Annotated in this window: 20 protein-coding genes; 8 read left to right on the plus strand and 12 right to left on the minus strand. The window is 69.7% G+C overall.

Translation table 11 applies throughout. From position 1 onward, the window contains the following. Positions 1-16: 16 nt before the first annotated feature. Positions 17-994, plus strand: a complete 978-nt coding sequence (locus IE246_RS13230) for a sodium-dependent bicarbonate transport family permease (protein ID WP_189990292.1) — start codon at positions 17-19, stop codon at positions 992-994. Between the two features lie 12 nt (positions 995-1,006). Here IE246_RS13230 and IE246_RS13235 read toward each other — a convergent pair whose 3' ends face one another. Both IE246_RS13235 and IE246_RS13240 read right to left on the minus strand, forming a co-directional pair. Beyond that, on the minus strand, positions 1,007-1,732 hold the full coding sequence (locus IE246_RS13235; RefSeq protein ID WP_189990294.1) for a maleate cis-trans isomerase family protein: 726 nt from the start codon (positions 1,730-1,732) through the stop codon (positions 1,007-1,009). Positions 1,733-1,833: 101 nt separating this feature from the next. Next, complete coding sequence (locus IE246_RS13240) at positions 1,834-3,114, minus strand: gallate dioxygenase (protein ID WP_189990296.1); 1,281 nt, start codon at positions 3,112-3,114, stop codon at positions 1,834-1,836. Positions 3,115-3,282: 168 nt separating this feature from the next. Here IE246_RS13240 and IE246_RS13245 point away from each other — a divergent pair, with 168 nt between their 5' ends. The 3 genes from IE246_RS13245 to IE246_RS13255 are packed head-to-tail and all read left to right on the plus strand — an operon-like array spanning position 3,283 to position 5,002. Continuing rightward, positions 3,283-4,185, plus strand: coding sequence for a LysR family transcriptional regulator (locus IE246_RS13245; protein WP_189990298.1), 903 nt, complete (start codon positions 3,283-3,285; stop codon positions 4,183-4,185). Between the two features lie 57 nt (positions 4,186-4,242). Continuing rightward, on the plus strand, positions 4,243-4,485 hold the full coding sequence (locus IE246_RS13250) for a DUF4160 domain-containing protein (protein ID WP_189990300.1): 243 nt from the start codon (positions 4,243-4,245) through the stop codon (positions 4,483-4,485). After that, positions 4,478-5,002 (plus strand): DUF2442 domain-containing protein, encoded by a 525-nt coding sequence (locus IE246_RS13255; protein ID WP_189990302.1) that lies wholly within the window; start codon positions 4,478-4,480, stop codon positions 5,000-5,002. Before IE246_RS13250 ends, IE246_RS13255 begins: the two co-directional genes overlap by 8 nt. An 18-nt stretch (positions 5,003-5,020) precedes the next feature. Here the strand turns inward: IE246_RS13255 and IE246_RS13260 are convergent, their stop codons facing one another. The 9 genes from IE246_RS13260 to IE246_RS13300 form a co-directional block, all read right to left on the minus strand. After that, entirely contained in the window at positions 5,021-7,477 is a 2,457-nt protein-coding gene (locus IE246_RS13260) for a ligase-associated DNA damage response DEXH box helicase (protein WP_189990303.1), read from the minus strand. Positions 7,478-7,520: 43 nt separating this feature from the next. Beyond that, on the minus strand, positions 7,521-7,913 hold the full coding sequence (locus tag IE246_RS13265) for a DUF427 domain-containing protein (protein WP_189990305.1): 393 nt from the start codon (positions 7,911-7,913) through the stop codon (positions 7,521-7,523). 163 nt (positions 7,914-8,076) lie between these two features. After that, positions 8,077-8,739 (minus strand): LysE family translocator, encoded by a 663-nt coding sequence (locus IE246_RS13270; protein WP_189990307.1) that lies wholly within the window; start codon positions 8,737-8,739, stop codon positions 8,077-8,079. A gap of 163 nt (positions 8,740-8,902) precedes the next feature. Next, positions 8,903-10,186, minus strand: coding sequence for a TRAP transporter large permease (locus IE246_RS13275; RefSeq protein WP_189990309.1), 1,284 nt, complete (start codon positions 10,184-10,186; stop codon positions 8,903-8,905). A 3-nt stretch (positions 10,187-10,189) separates the two neighbouring features. Further along, entirely contained in the window at positions 10,190-10,705 is a 516-nt protein-coding gene (locus IE246_RS13280) for a TRAP transporter small permease (RefSeq protein ID WP_189990311.1), read from the minus strand. Between the two features lie 93 nt (positions 10,706-10,798). Continuing rightward, on the minus strand, positions 10,799-11,776 hold the full coding sequence (locus IE246_RS13285) for a TRAP transporter substrate-binding protein (RefSeq protein WP_189990313.1): 978 nt from the start codon (positions 11,774-11,776) through the stop codon (positions 10,799-10,801). Between the two features lie 130 nt (positions 11,777-11,906). Then, positions 11,907-12,428 carry a gamma carbonic anhydrase family protein gene (locus IE246_RS13290; RefSeq protein ID WP_189990315.1) on the minus strand — a complete coding sequence of 174 codons (522 nt, stop codon included), beginning with the start codon at positions 12,426-12,428 and terminating at the stop codon, positions 11,907-11,909. Positions 12,429-12,433: 5 nt separating this feature from the next. Then, on the minus strand, positions 12,434-13,219 hold the full coding sequence (locus tag IE246_RS13295) for an enoyl-CoA hydratase (protein ID WP_189990317.1): 786 nt from the start codon (positions 13,217-13,219) through the stop codon (positions 12,434-12,436). Positions 13,220-13,472: 253 nt separating this feature from the next. Beyond that, positions 13,473-14,663 carry a CaiB/BaiF CoA transferase family protein gene (locus tag IE246_RS13300; protein WP_189990319.1) on the minus strand — a complete coding sequence of 397 codons (1,191 nt, stop codon included), beginning with the start codon at positions 14,661-14,663 and terminating at the stop codon, positions 13,473-13,475. 142 nt (positions 14,664-14,805) lie between these two features. On the opposite strand from IE246_RS13300, the gene IE246_RS13305 reads away from it, so the two are divergent. The 4 genes from IE246_RS13305 (at position 14,806) to IE246_RS13320 (ending at position 18,663) form a co-directional block, all read left to right on the plus strand. Beyond that, on the plus strand, positions 14,806-15,519 hold the full coding sequence (locus tag IE246_RS13305) for a GntR family transcriptional regulator (RefSeq protein ID WP_189990321.1): 714 nt from the start codon (positions 14,806-14,808) through the stop codon (positions 15,517-15,519). Between the two features lie 125 nt (positions 15,520-15,644). Then, positions 15,645-16,643 (plus strand): Bug family tripartite tricarboxylate transporter substrate binding protein, encoded by a 999-nt coding sequence (locus tag IE246_RS13310; protein ID WP_189990323.1) that lies wholly within the window; start codon positions 15,645-15,647, stop codon positions 16,641-16,643. Between the two features lie 43 nt (positions 16,644-16,686). Next, positions 16,687-17,148 carry a tripartite tricarboxylate transporter TctB family protein gene (locus IE246_RS13315; RefSeq protein ID WP_189990325.1) on the plus strand — a complete coding sequence of 154 codons (462 nt, stop codon included), beginning with the start codon at positions 16,687-16,689 and terminating at the stop codon, positions 17,146-17,148. A 21-nt stretch (positions 17,149-17,169) separates the two neighbouring features. Further along, entirely contained in the window at positions 17,170-18,663 is a 1,494-nt protein-coding gene (locus IE246_RS13320; RefSeq protein WP_189990327.1) for a tripartite tricarboxylate transporter permease, read from the plus strand. A gap of 180 nt (positions 18,664-18,843) precedes the next feature. On the opposite strand, the gene IE246_RS13325 is transcribed toward IE246_RS13320, so the two are convergent. After that, positions 18,844-19,815 carry a phosphoribosylaminoimidazolesuccinocarboxamide synthase gene (locus tag IE246_RS13325; RefSeq protein ID WP_189990329.1) on the minus strand — a complete coding sequence of 324 codons (972 nt, stop codon included), beginning with the start codon at positions 19,813-19,815 and terminating at the stop codon, positions 18,844-18,846. Positions 19,816-19,928: the final 113 nt, after the last annotated feature.

Consider the following 19,928-nt stretch of genomic DNA (forward strand, 5'->3'; position numbering starts at 1 on the left):
TTTCAGCGAGGTACGCATGTCTCCGATCGATCTGGCGCTGTCCAACCTGCTGTCGCCGCCGGTGCTGTTCTTCCTGCTCGGCCTGTTCGCGCAGCTGGTGCGGTCGGACCTGACGATCCCGGACGCCATCGCCAAGGCGCTGTCGCTTTACCTGCTGATCGCGATCGGCATGAAGGGCGGCGCTGCGGTCGCCGAGGCGGGGGTCGGCCAGACCCTGCTGGCGGCGATCGCGGCCGGAATCGCCCTCAGTTTCCTGCTGCCGGTGGTCGCCTTCGGCTGGCTGCGTGCGGTGACCCGGCTGCCGGCGGTCGACGCGGCGGCGGTCGCCGGCCACTACGGGTCGATCAGCGTCGTCACCTTCGTCGCCGCCACCGAAGTCATCCGGGAGATGGGGATCGGGGCCGACGGCTGGATGGTGGCGGTCGCCGCCGCCATGGAGGCCCCGGCCATCCTGACCGCCCTGCTGCTGGCTGCCTGGAGCGGCACCGCCACGCGCGCCGCCACCGGATCGCTGGTGCGCGAGGTCGCGGTCAACGGCTCCATCGTTCTGCTGCTCGGGGCGTTCGCGATCGGGGCGGTCACCGGCAAGCCGGGCATGGAGAAGGTGGCGCCGCTGATCGTGGATCCGTTCCTCGGCGTGCTGTGCGTCTTCCTCCTGGAAATGGGGCTGAAGGCCGGCGAAGGGCTGCGCTCGGCGACGCGGGAACTCGGGCCGCGGACCCTGGCGTCGGGTTTCGTGCTGCCGGTGGTCGGGGCGCTGTTCGGCACGCTCGCAGCCTGGCTGGTCGGCCTCGGGCAGGGCAGTGCCGCGCTGATGATCACCCTCGCGGCCAGCGCGTCGTACATCGCCGTGCCGGCGGCGTTGCGGGTCGCGCTGCCGGAGGCGAGGCCGGCCGTCTACCTGACGCTGTCCCTCGGCATAACCTTTCCGTTCAACCTGACGGTCGGGCTGCCGTTCTACGTCTGGCTCGCCGGGCGCGTGGCCGGCGGCTGAGCGCGCCGCCGATCACCCGAGTCCGAACAGCCGGCCCCAGCCGCGGATCGCCGACGGGGCCCCGCCGGCGGCCCGGATCGCGCCCCACAGCGCCACCGACACGCTGTCCAGCAGCGTGATGCCGAGCTCGGCCTCGAGCCGCTCGGCCAGCCGCGCGCCCCGCAGGTTGGTGCACAGCACCACCACCGCCGGCGCACCTTCCTGGGCGACCTCGCGGATCATGCCTTCGATGGTCGCCTCCGGCACCTCAGCGAAGGCGAAGTTGTCGGTGATGTCGAGCCGCCGGTCGGCGACGCAGGCGAAGCCGGCGGCCTCGAAGTTCTCCCGCACCCGTTCCTGCACGTCGGCGACGTAGGGCGTCACCAGCCCGAAGCCCGGGACATCGAGCAGCCGCAGCGCCTCCAGCGTATCCAGCACCGCCGAGGTCGCCGGGATCCCGGTCTCGGCGGTGATGTCGCCGAGGATCCGCCGGTCGCGGTCGGGGCCGAGCCAGCCGGCCGAGGTGCCGTTCCAGCAGATCGACCCGACCCTGGCGTCGGCCAGCAGCCCGGCGGCCTCGCGCATCGGCGAGGTGTCGAACTGCGCGACCGAGCCGCCGCCCATCGAGATCGAGGTCACCCGGATGCGCGCCGAATGCGACGAGATGTGCGGCGTGCCGGCCAGCAGAGCCGCCGTCATCGGTTCCAGCACGGTGTTCGACGACGGCGTGATCATGCCGAGGCGGATCGGTTGGGGCATGCGGGTCTCGGCTCCTGGGCGCTGCGGGTGTATCGGACGATAGTGACCGTTCCCCGCGCCCGGCCGCAAGGCGGTGGCGGCCCCGGGTCTCGCCGAGCCCGTCAGCGCCTGTCGATCTGCTCCGCCTTGGCGCCGCCGGCGACCGAGTACTGGATCGCCACCTTGCGGGTCTTCATGAACTCCTCGAGGGTCTCGCCGCGCATGCTGGCGTAGACCTGCGGGTTGGACACGCCGATCACCGCGGCCATCTTCTCCAGCACGAAGAAGCTGACGCCGCGGCGGATCATCTCGATCCACTTGCGGCCCTCGATCAGGTCGCGCTCCTCCGCCGTCAGCGCGTACTCGTCGGCCAGGGCGGCGAAGTCGTTCAGGAACCGCTCGCGGTGCGCCGGCTCGACCAGCCGGTGCAGGAAGTCGTTGATCCGGAAGTTGTCCAGGCTGCGCTCCAGGGTGAACGGATAGGTGCCCTTCAGCGCCTCGGCCCCGGCCATCTGGTAGCCGATATGGGCGCGGTACGCCTCGAGCGCCTGCTCGGACGGCTGGTCGCCCTGGTCCTCGAACACCACGGTCGCGATGTTGGCGACCGACGGCGCGTAGGTCGCCGAATGCACCTTGGTGACCGTGTCCGACAGGGCGCCGCGCATGATCAGCCACATGATGACCTCGGACCCCTCCATGCCGCCGAGGGTGGCGTATTCGGCCAGCCGCTTCTCGACCAGCTTCTCGGGCGCGGTCTCCAGCAGGCCCAGGAACTCCTGGTCCCAGGCCTCGTTGAGGAACCCGGCGCGCTCGCCGTGGACCTGGTGCGACAACCCGCCGGTGGCCATGACCGCGACCCTCAGGTCCTCGGGGAAGCTCTGGATCGCCTTGCGCAGCGATTGGCCCAGCTTGTAGCAGCGCCGGGCGCTCGGGATCGGCATCTGCAGCACGCCGACCTGCAGCGGCACGATGCTGCCGGGCCACGGGCCGGTCTCGTCGCCCATCATCGACAGCGGCGACAGGCAGCCGTGGTCGAGCGGCTTGCCTTGAAAGAACGCCATGTCGAACTCGTCGGCGACCAGCGCCCGGCCGATGTGCCGGGCGAGTGCGGCATGGCCGCGGGCCGGCGGGACCTTGCGCGGGCCGCCGCCCTCGTCCGCCGGGGCGTAGGTGTCGTCGACGCCGAGCGCGAAGGCCGAGTAGTGGTCGAAGAAGAACGACGTGATGTGATCGTTGTAGATCATGAACAGCACGTCGATGTCGTTGCGCTTCACCCAGTCGCGCACCACCGCGAAGCCTTCGAAGATCGGCTTCCAGGCCGGGTCGTCCTGCTTCTTGGTGTCGAGCGCGAAGCCGATGGTCGGGGAGTGCGAGGCGCCGATGCCGCCGATGATCCGGGCCATGTCCGTGTCTCCTCCGGGTTCTTGTCGGGCGGCCGTGGCGGCGCGCCGACGACCCTCCGGACCCGGACGCCGCACCACCCAGCCTCCACTGACGGTAGCCGGTTCGCGTGACGATACAATCGGCGTTGTGCTAACGCTGTGTTCAGATAATTGAACAATGGGTGCCCCATGAAGTGGAAGATCGACGACGTGCCGGTGTTCCGCGCGGTGGTCGAGCACGCCGGCATCAGCGCCGCGGCCGAGGCGCTGGGCATGCCGAAGTCGACGGTCAGCACCGCGATCAGCCGGCTGGAACAGGACCTCGGCGTCCGGCTGCTCGACCGCAACACCCGGCGGATGCGGCTGACCGGCGAGGGCGAGACCTTCTACCGGCACTGCCTGCTGATCATGGAGCAGGTCGACGAGGCCGACGCCCTGATGGCCGGGCTGACCGCCACGCCGACCGGCCGTCTGACGGTGGCGCTGCCGGCGGCGTTCAGCCAGGAGATCCTGGCACCCCGGCTGCACGAGTTCCGCCGGCGCTATCCCAGGGTCGAGCTCGACCTGGTCGTGACCGGTCAGCCGGTCGACGTGCTGCGCGACCAGCTCGACATCGCCATCGTGGTCGGGGCGCAGCCGGATTCCGAGCTGACCCAGAAGGTTCTGCTGGCCGGCCGACTGGTCTGGATCGCCAGCCCCGGTTACCTGGCCCAGACCGAGATCGGCGAGACCGTCGACGACCTGCTGGCGCACATCGCGATCTGCGAGACCCGCTACGCGCTGCCGCGCCTGCCGGTGCGGGTGGACGGCGAGCCGGCCGTCCTGTCTCTCGCGAGCGGCGTGATGCGGGCCAACGACCCGGTGACCGTGCGCGAGGCGGTGCTGCGCGGGGCCGGGATCTCGTTCCTGCCGGACCGCTACTGCACCCAGCACCTGCGCCGCGGCGAGCTGGTCGAGGTGTTCCCGCACGTCCAGTTCGAGATGTCGGCGGCGACCCTGTCGGCCGTGTTCCCGTCGCGTCGACTGATATCGGCCCGGCTGCGGGTGTTCCTGGAGTTCCTGGAGGCAGTGTGCGGGGCGGCGGCGGGGTGAGGGTATTGCCGCGCCCCTCGGGTTGATAGTGCAAATTTTACACTATATAATCATGCGATGCCGACGGTTCACAGGCAGCAAGGCTGGAAGGTCCAGATCTTCGCCAACGACCATGCGCCGCCACACGTTCACCTTGTTTCAGCGGAGCACAAGATCGTCGCCGAGATCGCAACCGGCCAAGTCCTCAAGGGCAGCGAGGCGTCGGTGCGAGCCCTGGCCGAGAGTCTGGCATGGGTCCTTGAGAACCGGTCCCGGCTGTTGGCCGAATGGAACCGGATCGTGGAGCGTGAGGATGACTGAAGCGCGACCTGAAGAGCCGTTCGAGTTCGTCTGGAGCGTCGAATACCTCGGGCCGGAGTACCTGCTCTCGGTCACGTGGCGGGACGGCCGGACCGAGGAGGTCGACCTCGCGCCGCTGGTGTTCCGGTACAAGATCCTCCGGCCGCTACGGGATCTGGAGCGGTTCCGGCAGGTGGCTGTCGACGAGTATGGCAACGGTCTCGTCTGGGGCGACGGCCCGGACCTGGAAGTGAGCCCGGAGCAGCTCCGCGAGCTGATCGAAAGCCAGAAGGGTCCTCGGCTGCGCACCAGCTTCTTCCGGCGTTGGATGGCGACCCGCCACCTCAAGCAGGACGACGTCGCCGGTCTGCTCAACGTCTCGAAGCGGACGGTCGCCGGCTATGCGACCGGGAGCGCTGCGATCGACACGCCGACCAGCCTCGCGGTCGGCCTGATCGTCGGGTACGCCAAGGCAGTGACCGGTCCCGAAGTCTTGACTGCTAGGGTTAGGGAGATCGAGCGCTACATCGCCGCGTAGCTCTGACGACACATCCGTTCACACCGGCAGGCTCCCCTGCATCGCCCCGCCCGTCGCTTCCGCCACCAGCTCCTCGGTCAGCTCGTCCATCAGGATGTCGACGGCGCCGCCGGCGACCTGCTCGCGGCCGATCTCCAGCAGCACCGGCACCGCCAGCGGCGACACGCGGTCGAGGCGGCGGTGCACGATCCGGCCCTGCACCCGGGTCAGCAGCCCGGCCAGGCGGGAGATGTCGGTCAGGCCGCGGGCGGCGTCCTCGCGGGTGGCGCGCAGCAGGATGTGATCCGGCTGGTGGCGGCGCAGCACGTCGTAGATCAGGTCGGCGTTGAAGCTGACCTGCCGGCCGGTCTTCTCGTGGCCGGGCAGCTTGCGCTCGATCAGCCCGGCGATCACCGCGACGTTGCGGAAGGTGCGCTTCAGCAGGCTGGACTCCGCCATCCACTCCTCGAGGTCGTCGCCCAGCATGCCCTGGTCGAACAGCGCGTCCATGTCCTCGCAAGGGCGCACCGACCACACCGCGATCACGTAGTCGGTGGCGACGAAGCCGAGCGGGCCGAGGCCCATGCGCTCCATCCGCCGGGTCAGCAGCATGCCCAGGGTCTGGTGGGCGTTGCGGCCCTCGAAGGTGTAGGCCACCAGGTACTGGCGCTCGGCCCGCGGGAAGCTCTCGATCAGCAGGGTGTCGGCCCGCGGCAGCACCGAGCGCCAGCGCTGCAGCTCCAGCCATTCCTCGACCGGGCCGGGTAGGGTGGCCCAGGCGTCCGGATCCTCCAGGATCGCCCGCACCCGGGTGGCGAGCCGGGTGGTCAGCGGCAGCCGGCCGCCGCCGTAGACCGGCACCGCCGGCTCGCCCTGGCCGCCGGGCGTGGCCTCGACGAAGCGCTCGCGGATGCCCTGGAAGGTCAGCAGCCGGCCGGCGAACATGAAGGTGTCGCCGGGCCTGAGGCCCTGCACGAAGAACTCCTCGATCTCGCCGAGGATGCGGCTGCGCGACAGCCGCACCTTCAGCACCTCGGCCTCGACGATGGTGCCGACGTTCATTCGGTAGGACTGGGCGACCCGCGGGTGGGCGATGCGCAGGCGGCCGTCGTCGGTCGGCCGCAGCCGCTGCCAGCGCTCGTAGGCCGACAGCGCGTAGCCGCCGGAGCGCACGAACTCCACGACCTCGTCGAAGGTTTCACGGTCGAGGTCGGCGTAGGGTGCGGCGGTCACCACCTCGGCGTACAGCTCGTCCGGGTCGAGCGGATCGGCGCAGGCGGTGCCGAGCACGTGCTGGGCCAGCACGTCGAGCCCGCCGGGCCGCGGCGCGTCGCCGTCGAGGTCGCCGGCGCGCACGGCGTCCAGCGCCGCCTTGCACTCCAGCACCTCGAAGCGGTTGGCCGGCACCAGCAGGGCGCGGCTCGGCTCGTCGAGGCGGTGATTGGCGCGGCCGATCCGCTGCAGCAGCCGCGAGGCGCCCTTCGGCGCGCCGACCTGGATGACGAGGTCGACGGCGGCCCAGTCGATGCCGAGGTCGAGCGAGGAGGTGGCGACCACGGCGCGCAGGGCGCCGCGGCTCATCATCGCCTCGACCTTGCGGCGCTGCTCGGCCGCCAGCGAGCCGTGGTGCAGGGCGATGGCCAAGTGGTCCTCGTTGGCGTGCCACAGCGCCTGGAAGATCAGCTCGGACTGCGCCCTTGTGTTGACGAACACGATGGTGGTTCGGTGTGCCTTGATGGCGGTGTAGATCCGCTCGACCGCGTGCAGCCCCATGTGCCCGGACCATGGCAGCCGGCCGTCCGGCATCAGGATCTTGACCTCAGCGCGGGCCGCTTCCCCGCCTCGGACCACCGCGACGTCGCCGGAAGAGGCCTGCCCGGAGCGCGCCAGGAACGCCTCCAGCGCCGCCGGGTAGGCGACCGTCGCCGACAGCCCGACCCGCCGGGCCTGCGGTGCGAGGCCGGAGAGCCGAGCCAGGCCGAGCGCCAGCAGTTCGCCGCGCTTGGTGCCGGCGAGCGCGTGCAGCTCGTCGATCACCACGCAGCGCAGGCCCTCGAACACTTGGCTCGCGTCCGGGTAGGAGATCAGCAGCGCCAGGCTCTCCGGCGTGGTCAGCAGCAGGTTCGGCGGCCGCTGGCGCTGGCGCTGGCGCTTGCCCTGCGGGGTGTCGCCGGTGCGGGTCTCGGCGGTGACGGCCAGGCCCATCTCCTCGATCGGCACCGTCAGGTTGCGGTGGATGTCGACCGCCAGCGCCTTCAGCGGCGAGACGTAGAGGGTGTGCAGGCCGTCGCGCGGAGTCTCGGCGAGGTCGACCAGGCTGGCCAGGAACCCGGCCAGGGTCTTGCCGCCGCCGGTCGGGGCGATCAGCAGGGCCGAGCGGCCGGCACGCGCCGCAGCCAGCATCTCCAGCTGGTGCGGGTGCGGGGCCCAGCCCTTGGCGGCGAACCAGTCCTGGAACGCCGGGGGCAGGGACGTGTCGGGAAGGCTGCCGTCCATGCCGGCAGTCTAGCGATTCGGCGCCGCGCCGCGCGGCCGGAAATCAGTCGACGTCGATCGACTCGACCCGGTTCGGGTAGAACGCCACGTGGCCGCGGATCGGCATCGCCTCGTCGTAGGGCAGGTCGTAGGACCACGCCACGTCGCGGCCCTCGACGCCGCCGGCGGTCACCGACCAGTAGCTGGCCTCGCCCTTGAACGGGCAGTAGCTGCGGGTCGCGGTCGGGCGGAACAGGTGGGCCCGGGTATCGGTCATCGGCACGTAGTAGACCGGGCCGTGGCCGGTCTCCTCGCACAGCACCGCCTTGTCGGACTCGGCGATCACCTCGCCGCCGAGCCTGACGGTCACGCGCTCGCCGGCCGGCCGGAACGCGACCACGTGATCGGGCTTCCGGGCGAAGCCGGGGGCGGGGTTGGCGATGGCTGTCGGGGACATCGGGGCCTCCTCGCTGCGGGCATGTCACCGGGGATTTTGGGGGCGGGGGCCGGAAGCGCAAGGTGCGCCGGTGGGGTCGCCCCGGTCGGAGGGTCACGGTCGGAGGGTCACGGTCGGAGGGTCACGGTCGGAGGGTCACGGTCGGAGGGTCACGGTCGGAGGGTCACGGGCGGCGGACCGAGTCGCAGGCGACCGCCAGCCCGAGCCCGAGGAAGGTCAGTCCGAAGAGCATGCCGATCGATCGCCGTGCCCGCCGGAAAAACCGGACGGCGCAGTCGGTCGAGAACACGGTTGCGGTGATACTGTGGCACGCGACCGCGAGGACCGAGCACAGCAGGACGACGGCGGCCAGCACGCCGTCGGTCGCCTCGGCCGGAACGAAGGCCGTCAGCACCGATCCGAAGAACAGGGCGGCCTTCGGATTGGTCAGGCTCACCAGCAGGCCGGTTCGGAAGGCCGACCCGGCGCGGGCCGGCGCCGCCGGGGCCGCGTGTCCCCCCGGCCCGGGTCCGAGCGCCGCGCGCAGCGACTTCAATCCCAGCCAGACGAGGTAGCCGGCGCCCGCCATGCGAAGCGCGAGCACCGCGTGCGGGAACAGGTCGAACAGCGACGCCACCCCGACCATGGCGAGTCCGGCCCAGACGGTCGCACCGGCAGACAGGCCGAGCCCGGTGAGCAGGCCTGCCCGCCGGCCCCGGGACAGCGATGCGCTCATCACCGCGATCATGTTCGGGCCGGGGGTGATCCAGGCGACGAGGTTGACCAGGGCGATGGAGGCGAAAGTCGGGAGCAGATCCATGGCGAACTCGCTGTCGGTCGCGGCCATGGGTCCGATTGTGCGGAACGCGCCGGGCCGGAAGACCCGTCGAATGCTGCAAGACCGATCATCGGAAATGCGCGCGGCAGGGCGCTCGGCAAGAGACCGGGGCGGAACGACGAACCCGGGCGACGTCGCCGCCGCCCGGGCCGGTCACGGTCGTCCTCGCGGGTCAACCGCCGTAGATCAGGTCGACCAGGAACATCGGGACCGCCGGCACGTAGGTGCAGATCAGCAGCACCGCCAGCAGGACGCCGATGAAGTGGATGTTGACCTTGGTGGTCTCCCAGATGTCGGCCCGGGCGATCGAGCACGAGGTGATCAGCACGCTGGCGACCGGCGGGGTCTGCTGGCCGATCGCCAGGTTCAGGGTGACGATCAGCCCGAAATGCACCGGGTTGATCCCGACCGTCTCGATCAGCGGGACGATGATCGGCACCACCAGGATGATCGCCGCCGCCGAGTGCAGGAAGAACCCGATCACCAGGAAGAACACGTTCAGGATCAGCAGGATCAGGTACTTGTTGTCGGTCAGCGCGACCAGCCCCTGGGCCAGGTTCTGCGGCACCTGGGAGACCGTCAGCAGGTCGCCCATGAGCACCGAGGCGGCGACCAGGATCATCACCACCGCGGTCTGCAGCCCGCCGTCCAGCATCGACTCGCGCAGGTGCTTGAGGTCGAAGTCGCGGTACCACAGCCCGACGACCACCGAGGCCAGCACCGCCAGCCCGGCCGCCTCGGTCGCGGTGACCAGCCCGGAGAAGATGCCGCCGAGGATGATCACCGGCAGCATCAGCGCCGGCAGGGCGTCGACGAAGGTGACGCGCAGGTCGTGCAGGTTGAACGCCTTCTCGACCGGGAAGTCGTAGCGACGGGCGAAGATGTAGGCGACGCCCATGAGGCCGAGGCCGCCGAGGAGGCCGGGGATCAGGCCGGCGACGAACAGCTGCTCGACCGAGGCGTTGGCCGACACCGCGTACAGGATCATCGGGATCGACGGCGGGATGATGATCGCCAGCGAGGCCGAGGACGAGGTGACGGCGGCGGCGAACGGCGCGGAGTAGCCGCGCTTCTTCATCTCCGGGATCATCACCGAGCCGAGTGCGGCGACGTCGGCGACCGCCGAGCCGGAGATCTCGGCGAAGAACAGCGACACGCCGATGTTCACCATGGCCAGGCCGCCGCGCACGAACCCGATGATCGCCGAGACGAAGGCGATCAGCCGGCGCGAGATGCCGCCGGCGTTCATGATGGCGCCGGCCAGCACGAACATCGGGATCGAGATCAGCGCGAACCCGGTGGCGCCGCGGTACATCTCGATGCCGAGCGACAGCAGGCTGTCGACACCGTGGAAAGCGGTCTGGCCGAGCAGGGCGGCGATGGCGAGTGCGATGCCGATCGGGACGTTGATGAGGATCATCGCCAGCATGGCGAAGAACATGAGCGCGAGGATCATGGGTCAGCGCTCCATCGGCGCGATTTCGGGGTGCTCGAGCGAGCGGCCGGCGCGGGCCGAGCGCCAGGCCTCCGGCAGGCTCAACAGCTCGCATATGACGAACAGCGCGGCACCGATCGGGATCACCGACTGGGTGAAGCTGACCGAGATCCAGGGCAGGCTGATCAGGTTCTCGTCGCCGACCACCTCCAGCACCTTCCAGCCGGCCCAGGCGAGCAGGACGAAGAACCCGACGACCAGGATCTCGGCGACGACCAGCGCGGCCATCCGGACCTCGCGCGGCAGGCGCAGCAGCAACCCGTCAAAGCCAAGGTGCTGTCGCCGCAGCGCGGCCAGCGCGGCGCCGTAGTAGGTGATCCAGGCGAGCATCACCGAGGCGACCTCGTCGTACCAGCTCAGCGAGGCGCCGAACTTTCGGTAGAACACGGCGAGCAGGACGATCACGGTCAGGAGGATCATCAGGCTGATGACCATCCATTGCAGGGTGACGTCGAGGGTTCTTCGGCAGCGGGAGAGCATGGCGTTGGTGGGCTCCGGGCAGCGGGCTGGCTAGGGAGAATCCGGCGGCCGCCCCGCAGAGCGGCCGCCGGTCGTCGCTTGGTGGTCCGCCGGTCAGTTGCGCAGGGCAGAGATCTGGTCGATCAGGGCCTTGCCGCCCTCGACGGAGGTCCCGAACTCGTCGTAGATGCCCTTCGAGGCAGCCACGAAGGCCTCCTTGTCGGCCTCGTTGACGGCCATGCCCTTCGCTTTGAGCTTGTCGAGCAGGTCGTCGTCGAACTTCTTGCCGGCCTCGCGAGCGAACGGCTCCATCTCGACCGCGGTCTCGGCGATGACCTTCTGGACGTCGGCCGACCACTTGTCGAAGGTCTTGGGCGAGGTCACCAGGTAGGCCGGGATGTACACGTGCCCGGTCATCGAAAGGTACTTCTGGACCTCGTAGAACTTGGCGCTCCAGACGTTGATCAGCGGGTTCTCCTGGCCGTCCATCACGCCGGTCTTCAGCGCCGTGAACACCTCCGAGAACGCCATCGGCGACGGGTTGGCGCCGTACGACTGGAACATCTTCACCCGCCACTCGCCGCGCGGGGTGCGCAGCTTGACGCCCTTCAGGTCCTCCGGCTTCACGATCGGCCGGACGTTGTTGGTGATCTGCCGGAAGCCGTTCTCCCAGAAGCCGAGGATCTTCACGCCCTTGGCCTCGGCGGCGGGACGGAACACGCTGTCGCCCATCTTCGCCATGACGCGGGCGGCGTGCTCGCGGTCCTTGATGATGTAGGGCATGTCGAACACGCCGAACTCGGGCGTGACCGACGACATGATCGACGACGGGATGAAGAAGTCGACCTGGCCGAGCTTCATCTTCTGCAGCATGTCCTTGTCGTTGCCGAGCTGGCTCGACGGGAACACCTGCACCTCGACCTTGCCGCCGCTCTTCTCCTTGACGCGCTTGGCGAACTCGTGGCCGGCGACGTCGAAGTGGCTGCCGACCTCGCCGACATGGCCGAGGCGGAGAACGGTCTGGGCATGCGCGGCGGCGGTCAGTGTCATCGACACGGCGAGCGCGGTCGCGCAGAGCATCATGGATCGCATGGGCTTCCTCCTGGGGTGAGATTGCCGGGTTTTTCTTATGGTTGGGCCGGACGGCCGGGGAGACCGGGAAGCGCTCCCGGGTCTCAGTATCGTCTCATTGTCGTTGCCTGGCCAACTGTCTCCCGGTGATTCAGACGGCCTTCAGGCGGTCACGGTACAGGTGCATCCGCTCGATGTAGCTTCGGACGCCCTGGCGGATGCGCTTCAGGTCGTCGTCGCTGACCTCGCGGACGATCTTGCCCGGCGCGCCCATGACCACCGATCGCGGCGGGATCTCCTTGCCCTCGGTGATCAGGGCGTTGGCGCCGATCAGGCAGTTCTCGCCGATCTTCGCGCCGTTCAGGACCACCGCGCCGATGCCGACCAGGGTGCCGTCGCCGATCGTGCAGCCGTGCAGCATGACCAGGTGACCGATCGTGACCTCGGCACCGATCGTGAGGGGGATGCCGGGGTCGACGTGCAGCACGGAGCCGTCCTGCACGTTGCTGCCACGGCCGATGTGGATGCGGTCGTTGTCGCCGCGGACGGTGGCGCCGAACCAGACGCTGGCGTCCTCCTCCAGCACCACGTCGCCGATGACCGCGGCGGAGTCGGCGACCCAGCTCTTGGTCGGGTCGCAGACCGGGCGTTTGCCGTCGAGCTCGTACAGCATGGCGGTCAGGCTCCGATGAAGTTGGGCTTGCGCTTCTCCATGAAGGCGCGCCGGCCCTCGATGTAGTCCTGGCTGTCGAAGCAGGCCTTGACCAGATCGGCGCACTTCTGCAGGTCGCGATCTGACTCCGCCTTCACCGTCTCGCCGACGATGAACTTGACCGAACCGACGGTCAGCGGCGCGTTGCCGGCGATCCGGTTGGCCATCGCGGTGCAGAACGCCTCGACCTCGCCGTCCGGGACCACCCGGTTGACCAGCCCCATAACCTTGGCGTCCTCGGCGCTGAACCGGTCGGCGGTGAAGAAGATCTCCTTGGCGAAGGCCGGACCGACCAGGGCGACCAGCCGCTCCAGCCCGGCATAGGCGTAGCCGAGGCCGAGCTTGGCGGCCGGCACCGCGAACTGCGAGCCCTCGCCGCACACCCGGATGTCGCAGCACACCGCCAGGGCGGCGCCGCCGCCGACGCAGAACCCGTCGATCTGCGCGATCACCGGCTTCGGGAAGCCGTGGACCTTGGAGTAGACGCGCGCGGTGGTCTCGTTGTAGTGCGCCACCGCCTCTTCGCTGGCCCGCTCGCTCTCGAACTTCGAGATGTCGGCACCTGAGACGAAGGCCTTGCCGCCGGCGCCCGACAGGATGACGACGCGGACGTTGTCGTCGGCGGCGTAGCGGTCCAGCGCGGCGTCGACCGCCAGCCACATCTCGAGCGAGACGGCGTTCCGCTTCTCCGGCTGGTTGAAGACGATCCGACCGATCGCACCGTCGATACTGGTCAGGATTTTGTCGGTCATGGGTGGAGTTCCTTTGTCAAAACGGAGTGGCGAGCGGCGGGTGGGTTCCGGCTCGGTCGCGCCGAGGGCGGCGCGTCCGTCCGGAATGACGGCACGGGAGGAAGGCGAAGTCGTTCCGTCGGTCGCGTACGCAGGAAGGGCGTGGCCTCACCCCTTCCTGTCGTCATTCCGGACCGGACCGCGGTCGGCGGGACGGAGCCGGAACCCACCGGCACCTCCGTCGCGTGTCGGTCCTGTGACATCCCGGCAGCCCTCAGATCACGCCGCCGGCGCGCAGGCCGGCGATCTCTTCGTCGTTGTAGCCGGCCTCGCGCAGCACCTCGTCGCTGTGCTCGCCGGCGGTCGGCGGCGGGGCGGCGATCCGGCTCGGGGTCCGGCTCATGATGATCGGCTGGCCGACCAGGTGGCTGGCGCCGCGCTCGTGCGAGTCGACCGGCTGGGCGATCCCCAGATGCTTGACCTGCGGGTTCTCGAAGGCCTGGTCGATGTTGTTGATCTCGCCGCACGGCACGCCGGCGGCGTTGAAGCGCTCGACCCAGTCCGCGGTCGAGCGGGTGCGGGTGACCTCGTCGATCGCGGCGTTCAGGGCGTCGCGGTTCTGCGAGCGCAGCTTGCCGTCCGCGTAGTCCGGGTTCTCGGCCAGGTCCATCCGGTCGATCGCCCGGCAGAACCGCAGCCAGATTTCCTGGCCGGCGACCGCCAGGTTCATGTAGCCGTCGGCGGTGGTGAACACGCCGGTCGGGATGCTGGTCGGGTGGTTGTTGCCGGCCTGCTTGGGAACCTCGCCGTCCATCAGCCAGCGCGACGCCTGGAAGTCGAGCATGAACAGCTGGGCCTGCAGCAGCGAGGTCTGGATCCACTGGCCCTTGCCCGAGACCTCGCGCTCCAGCAGCGCCAGCATGATGCCCTGCGAGGCGAAGATGCCGGCGGTCAGGTCGGCGATCGGGATGCCGACCCGCATCGGGCCCTCGCCGGGCTTGCCGGTGATCGACATCAGCCCGCCCATGCCCTGGGCGATCTGGTCGAAGCCGGGCCGGTCGCGGTACGGCCCGTCCTGGCCGAATCCGGAGATCGAGGCGTACACGAGGCCGGGGTTGTCGGCGCTGAGCGTCTCGTAGTCGATGCCGAGGCGGTGCTTCACGTCGGGCCGGAAGTTCTCGACGATCACGTCGGCGGTCTTGGCCAGCCGGCGGAAGACCTCCAGCCCCTCGGGCTTCTTCAGGTCGAGCGTCAGGCTCCGCTTGTTGCGGTGCAGGTTCTGGAAGTCGGAACCGGCGCGCGGACCGCCGAGCTGGCCGGCATCGTCGGTCACCGGCATCTCGATCTTGACGACGTCGGCGCCCCAGTCCGCCAGCTGGCGGACGCAGGTCGGGCCCGACCGGACACGGGTCAGGTCGAGCACCTTGAACCGGGACAGCGCCGTGCTGGCTCGCTCGATGGGCATGCGGGTCTCCTCCGGGAAGGCTTGTTCAGACACCCAAGGTGAGCGCGGGTGACGGCCTTTGCGCAAGCACCGTAACGCTCCGGCAGATTGTTGACAATAAACTGTCTGGAATCTACCGTCGCGAGCAAGATTGGGAGGGCCGATGACCTCGGACGCCGACAAACCGTTCCACGCCCGCGCGTTCGAAACGCTCACCACCCAGGTCCACCGCGAGATCGAGCGGCGGATCCTGACCGGCGAGATCAAGGCCGGCGAGAAAATCGGCGAGGCGGCCCTGGCCGACAGCCTGGGGGTCAGCCGCGGCCCGGTCCGCGAGGCGATCCGGGCCCTGGAACTGGCCGGGCTGGTCAGCGTGATCGCCAACCGCGGGGCGATCGTGCGCAGCATCGGGCTGGACGAGGTGGTCTGCCTGTACGAGCTGCGCGGCGCGATCTTCGCCTATGCCTGCGAGCGGGTGGCGCGGCGGCGGACCGAGGCCATGCTGGCGACCCTGCACGACCAGGTGGTCGGCATGGAGGAGGCGGTCGCCCGCGACGACCTCGCGACCTACTACCGGCTGAACGTCGAGTTCCACGCCAGTCTGCTGGAGATGTCCGGCAACGCCCGGGCCCGGTCGGCCTACGAGGGCGTGGTCAAGGAGATGCACCTGTTCCGCCGGCGCAGCCTGTCGAAGGTGCCGAATGTCGACGCCTCGCTGGCCGAGCATCGCGACATCCTCGATGCGATCGAGCGCGGCGACGCCGACGCGGCGCGCGAGGCCGGGCGCATCCACGTGGTGCACGGCTGCCGGCGGTTCCTGGACACGCTCGACGAGGCCGACGCCTCGGGCCGCCGGCCCACCCGGACCACGGAATAGCCTTTGGCCGTCCGCCGGTTCCGGTCGGACGGGAGCCTGATCCCAAGGGCCCGCTCAAGAGGGCCCGACATCAACGAGGGGGCGGCCGTTCCGGCACGTCCCCGGAGCCATCGGAGGAGGAAGCCATGACGACGACACCCGTTCGAACGTCCCGACGCACCGTGCTGCGGGGAGCGGCCGCCGGCGCCGGCTCGCTGCTGCTGCCGAGCCTTGCGCGCCCGGCCTTCGCGGCCGAGGAGTTCCCGTCGCAGACCATCAACGTCGTCACCCATGCCGGTCCCGGCGGCGGTACCGACATCACGACGCGCATGATGATGCTGCGCGGCCGCCGGGAGTTCGGCCAGGACCTGGTGGTGGTGAACAAGCGCGGCGGCAGCGGCTCGGCGGCGCTGATGTACACCAACAGCCAGCCGCGCGACGGCTACACGGTGATGACGATCACCCAGTCGCACATCTTCCAGATCATCCAGAAGAAGGTGCCGCTCGGCATCGACGACCTGGTCGGGATCGCGCGGGCCACCGACGACCCGACGGTGATCTCGGTCAACGCCAACAGCAAGATCAAGACCCTGGAGGACCTGATCGCCGCCTCCAAGGACGCCAAGGGCGGCCTGAAGTGGGGGACCACCTTCGCCGGCGGCGCCGACCATGTCGGCATCCACAACTTCGCCAAGGCGGCCGGCGGCATCCCCTACACCATCGTGCCGTTCAAGGGCGGCGGCGACATCGTCACCAACCTGGTCGGCGGCAACGTCGACGTGGCGCTGCTGAACTACGCCGAGGGCGAATCGCAGTTCACCGCCGGCGAGATCCGCGGCGTCGCCAGCCTGTCGGAGGAGCCGATCGCCGCGCTCGAGGGGGTGCCGACGGCGCGCGACAAGGGCATCGACGCGCTCGCTTCGACGGTGCGCGGCTTTGCGGTGCTGTCGGGCGTGCCGGAGGACCGGATGGCGCGGCTCGAGGCCGGCATGCTCAAGGCCATGAAGCACTCGGTCTATCAGAACTACCTGACGACCAGCGGCATGCCGCTGTCGAGCGTGGCCGGGCGCGAGGTCTGGAACAAGCAGATCCGCCGCATCCACGACGAGAGCAGGACCGCGCTGACCGAGCTCGGCATGCTGTGAGGGCGGGGCCATGGGCATGCCCCGGGGCGAGGGGAGGGCCGCCATGCCGGCGGCCCGGCTCCCCCGCGACCTGATCGTCGCACTCGCCATCCTGGCGTTCTGCGTCGTCGCCTACGCCGTCACGCTCGGGTTCGCGAAGGCGCCGGCGGCGGTCGCCCAGAACGTCCAGCCGGCGACCTTCCCGCGCCTGGTGATCGGGGTGATCGCGGTGCTGTCGGCGGGGCTGGCGGCGATGTCGTTCCGCATCGACTCGGCGCGCAAGGGCCCGATCAGGCCGATGGTCTGGGTGACCGCCGCCATGATGGTGGCGTTCGTGATCGCGTTCGACACCCTCGGCTTCATCGCCGCGATGGTGCTGTTCGCGGCCGGCATGCCGGTGCTGTGGGGCGAGCGGCGCTGGCGCCGGCTGGTCCCGTTCGCGGTGCTGTTCCCGGCGGCGATCTACGTGGTCTTCGTGCTCGGCCTCGGCGTGCACTTCGACGCCGGCCTGCTCGGCATCAACTGAACCTCATTCCGGGTCTCGACGATGGACGCGTTCCTGGCCGCCGGTGCGGCGTTTCTCGACCCCTATCTGATCGGCCTGGTGCTGGTCGGCACCCTCGGCGGGGTGATGGTGGGCGCCATGCCGGGCCTGAGCTCGACCATGGCGACCGCGCTGCTGCTGCCGTTCACCCTGACCATGGACCCGATCCCGGCGATCGCGCTGCTGAGCGCGCTGTATTGTGCCGGCACCTACGGCGGCTCGATCACCGCGATCCTGGTGAACGCGCCGGGCGCGCCGCCGGCCGCCGCCACGGCGTTCGACGGCTATCCGCTGGCGCAGCAGGGCCGGGCCGGGCTGGCGCTCGGCATGGCGGCCATGTCGAGCGTGATCGGCGGCATCTTCAGCGTGATCGTACTGATCGTGGCGGCCCCGCTGCTGGCCCGGGTGGCCTACGACTTCGGGCCGCCGGAGTACTTCGCGCTGGCGCTGTTCGGGCTGTCGATGCTGGCGACGATCAGCGGCGAGTCGGCGGTCAAGAACCTGATCGGCGGCGCCTTCGGCGTGCTGCTGGCGACCGTCGGCATGGACTTCACCACCGGCGTCGACCGCTTCACCTTCGGATTCTGGGAACTGTCCGAGGGCATCCACTTCATCCCGGTGATGATCGGCCTGTTCGCCGGCTGCGAGTTCCTCACGCAGGCCGGCCAGCTCGACCGGGTTAAGGTCCGGGCGGTCCTGGACGCGGTGCGGCTGCCGTCGCTGGACGACTTCCGCAAGTGCGCCTCGACCATCCTGCGCTCGTGCGGCATCGGCACCTTCATCGGCCTGCTGCCGGCCGAGGGCGGCACGGTGGCCGCCATGATCGGCTACAACGAGGCCAAGCGCTGGGCCAAGGACAAGTCGCGGTTCGGCAAGGGCGACATTCGGGGCATCGCCGGGCCCGAGACCGCCAACAACGCCGCCACCGGCGCCGCCATGGTGCCGACCCTGGCGCTCGGCATTCCCGGCAGCGCCACCACCGCGATCATCCTCGGTGCCCTGCTGGTGCACGGCCTGCGGCCGGGGCCGCACCTGTTCACCGAGACCCCGACGCTGCTGTACGCGATCTTCCTGGCGATGCTGCTGGCCAACCTGGTGTTCGGGGTGTTCGGCCTGATCGGCGCCAAGCTGTTCGCGCGGGTGACGCTGATCCCGATCACCTTCCTGTGGCCGTCGGTGTTCGTGCTGGCCTGCATCGGGGCCTACGCGCTCGAGCAGTCGGTGCTCGACGTGTGGATCATGGTCGGGGCCGGCCTGCTCGGCTTCGTGCTGAAGCGCTACGGCTTCGCGGCGGCGCCGATCATCATGGGGCTGATCCTGGGCGAGCTGGTCGAGAACAGCCTCAAGCAGTCGCTGATCATCTTCGACCACGACTGGCTGCGGTTCCTGGAACGGCCGATCGTGGTGGCGTTCCTGGCGCTGACCCTGGTGTCGGCGGTCTGGCCGCTGGTCTCGGTCCTGCGAGCGCGTCGGGCGGCCGCGGCTGCGGCGGAGTAGGCCGAGCGAAGAACGCCCGTCGCTTCGTGGGTTCCGGCTCCGTCCCGCTGCTGGCGGTCCGGTCCGGAATGACGACGGGAAAAGAACGGCGTCGGCGCTCTCATCCTCCTGTCGTCATTCCGGACGGACACGCGCAAGCGCGGCCGAGCCGGAACCCACGGAGCGACGGGCGCGTCGGCCTCAGAAGTACTTCGCCAGGTTGCGCCGGATCCGGTCGAGCACGGTGCCTTCCATCGCCGGGATCTCGAACTCCCGGCCGGTGATGGTCTCGTAGGCCTGGATGTAGACCTCGGCGGTCTGCAGCACGACCTCCTGCGGGATCTCCGGGATCGGATCCTTGTACGGGTCGCAGCGCGCCACCACCCAGTTGCGCATGAAGTCCTTGTCGAAGCTCTCCGGCCGCTCGCCGCGCGCGAGCCGGTCGGCATAGCTGGCCTGGAACCAATAGCGGCTGCTGTCGGGCGTGTGGATCTCGTCGGCCAGCACGATGTTGCCGTCGCGGTCGGTCCCGAACTCGTACTTGGTGTCGACCAGGATCAGCCCGCGTTCGGCGGCGATCGCCCGGCCGCGGGCGAACAGCGCCAGCGCATAGCGGCATACCGTCTCCCACTGCCCGGCGGTAAGCAGGTCGCGGCCGAGGATCTCTTCCGGGGTCAGCGGCTCGTCGTGGGCGCCGTAGGCGGCCTTGCTGGTCGGGGTGATGATGGTCCGGGGCAGCCTGGCGTTGTCGGCCAGCCCGTCGGGCAGGCGCACGCCGTACATCTCGCGCTTGCCGGCCTTGTACATCGACAGGATCGAGGTCGAGGTGGTACCGGCCAGGTAGTCGCGCACCACGATCTCGACCGGCAGAATGTCGAGCCGGCGGCCGACCACCACGTTGGGGTCGGGATACTCCAGCACGTGGTTCGGGCAGATGTCGGCGGTGGCGTCGAACCAGTACCGCGCCGTCCGGGTCAGCACCTCGCCCTTGAACGGGATCGCCGCAAGGGAGACGTCGAAGGCGCTCAGCCGGTCGGTGGCGATGATGATGCGCCGGCCGTCGGGCAGGTCGTAGTTCTCCCGTACCTTGCCGCGGTAGTGGTTCGGCAGCTCGGGAATCGCGACCTCGTCGAGGACGCGGTCGGCGTGGGTCTTCAGGGCGTTGCGGTCCATGACTTCGGTCCGGATGTGGCACGCCGGCGGCGCCGCCGGCAGGCCCTGTTATGACCGGTATCGGCGCGCCTGTCTCCCGTCGCGAGCTGTCGAATCCGGCCATGAGTTGACCG

The organism is Thalassobaculum fulvum (assembly GCF_014652915.1).
Lineage (GTDB): Bacteria > Pseudomonadota > Alphaproteobacteria > Thalassobaculales > Thalassobaculaceae > Thalassobaculum_A > Thalassobaculum_A fulvum.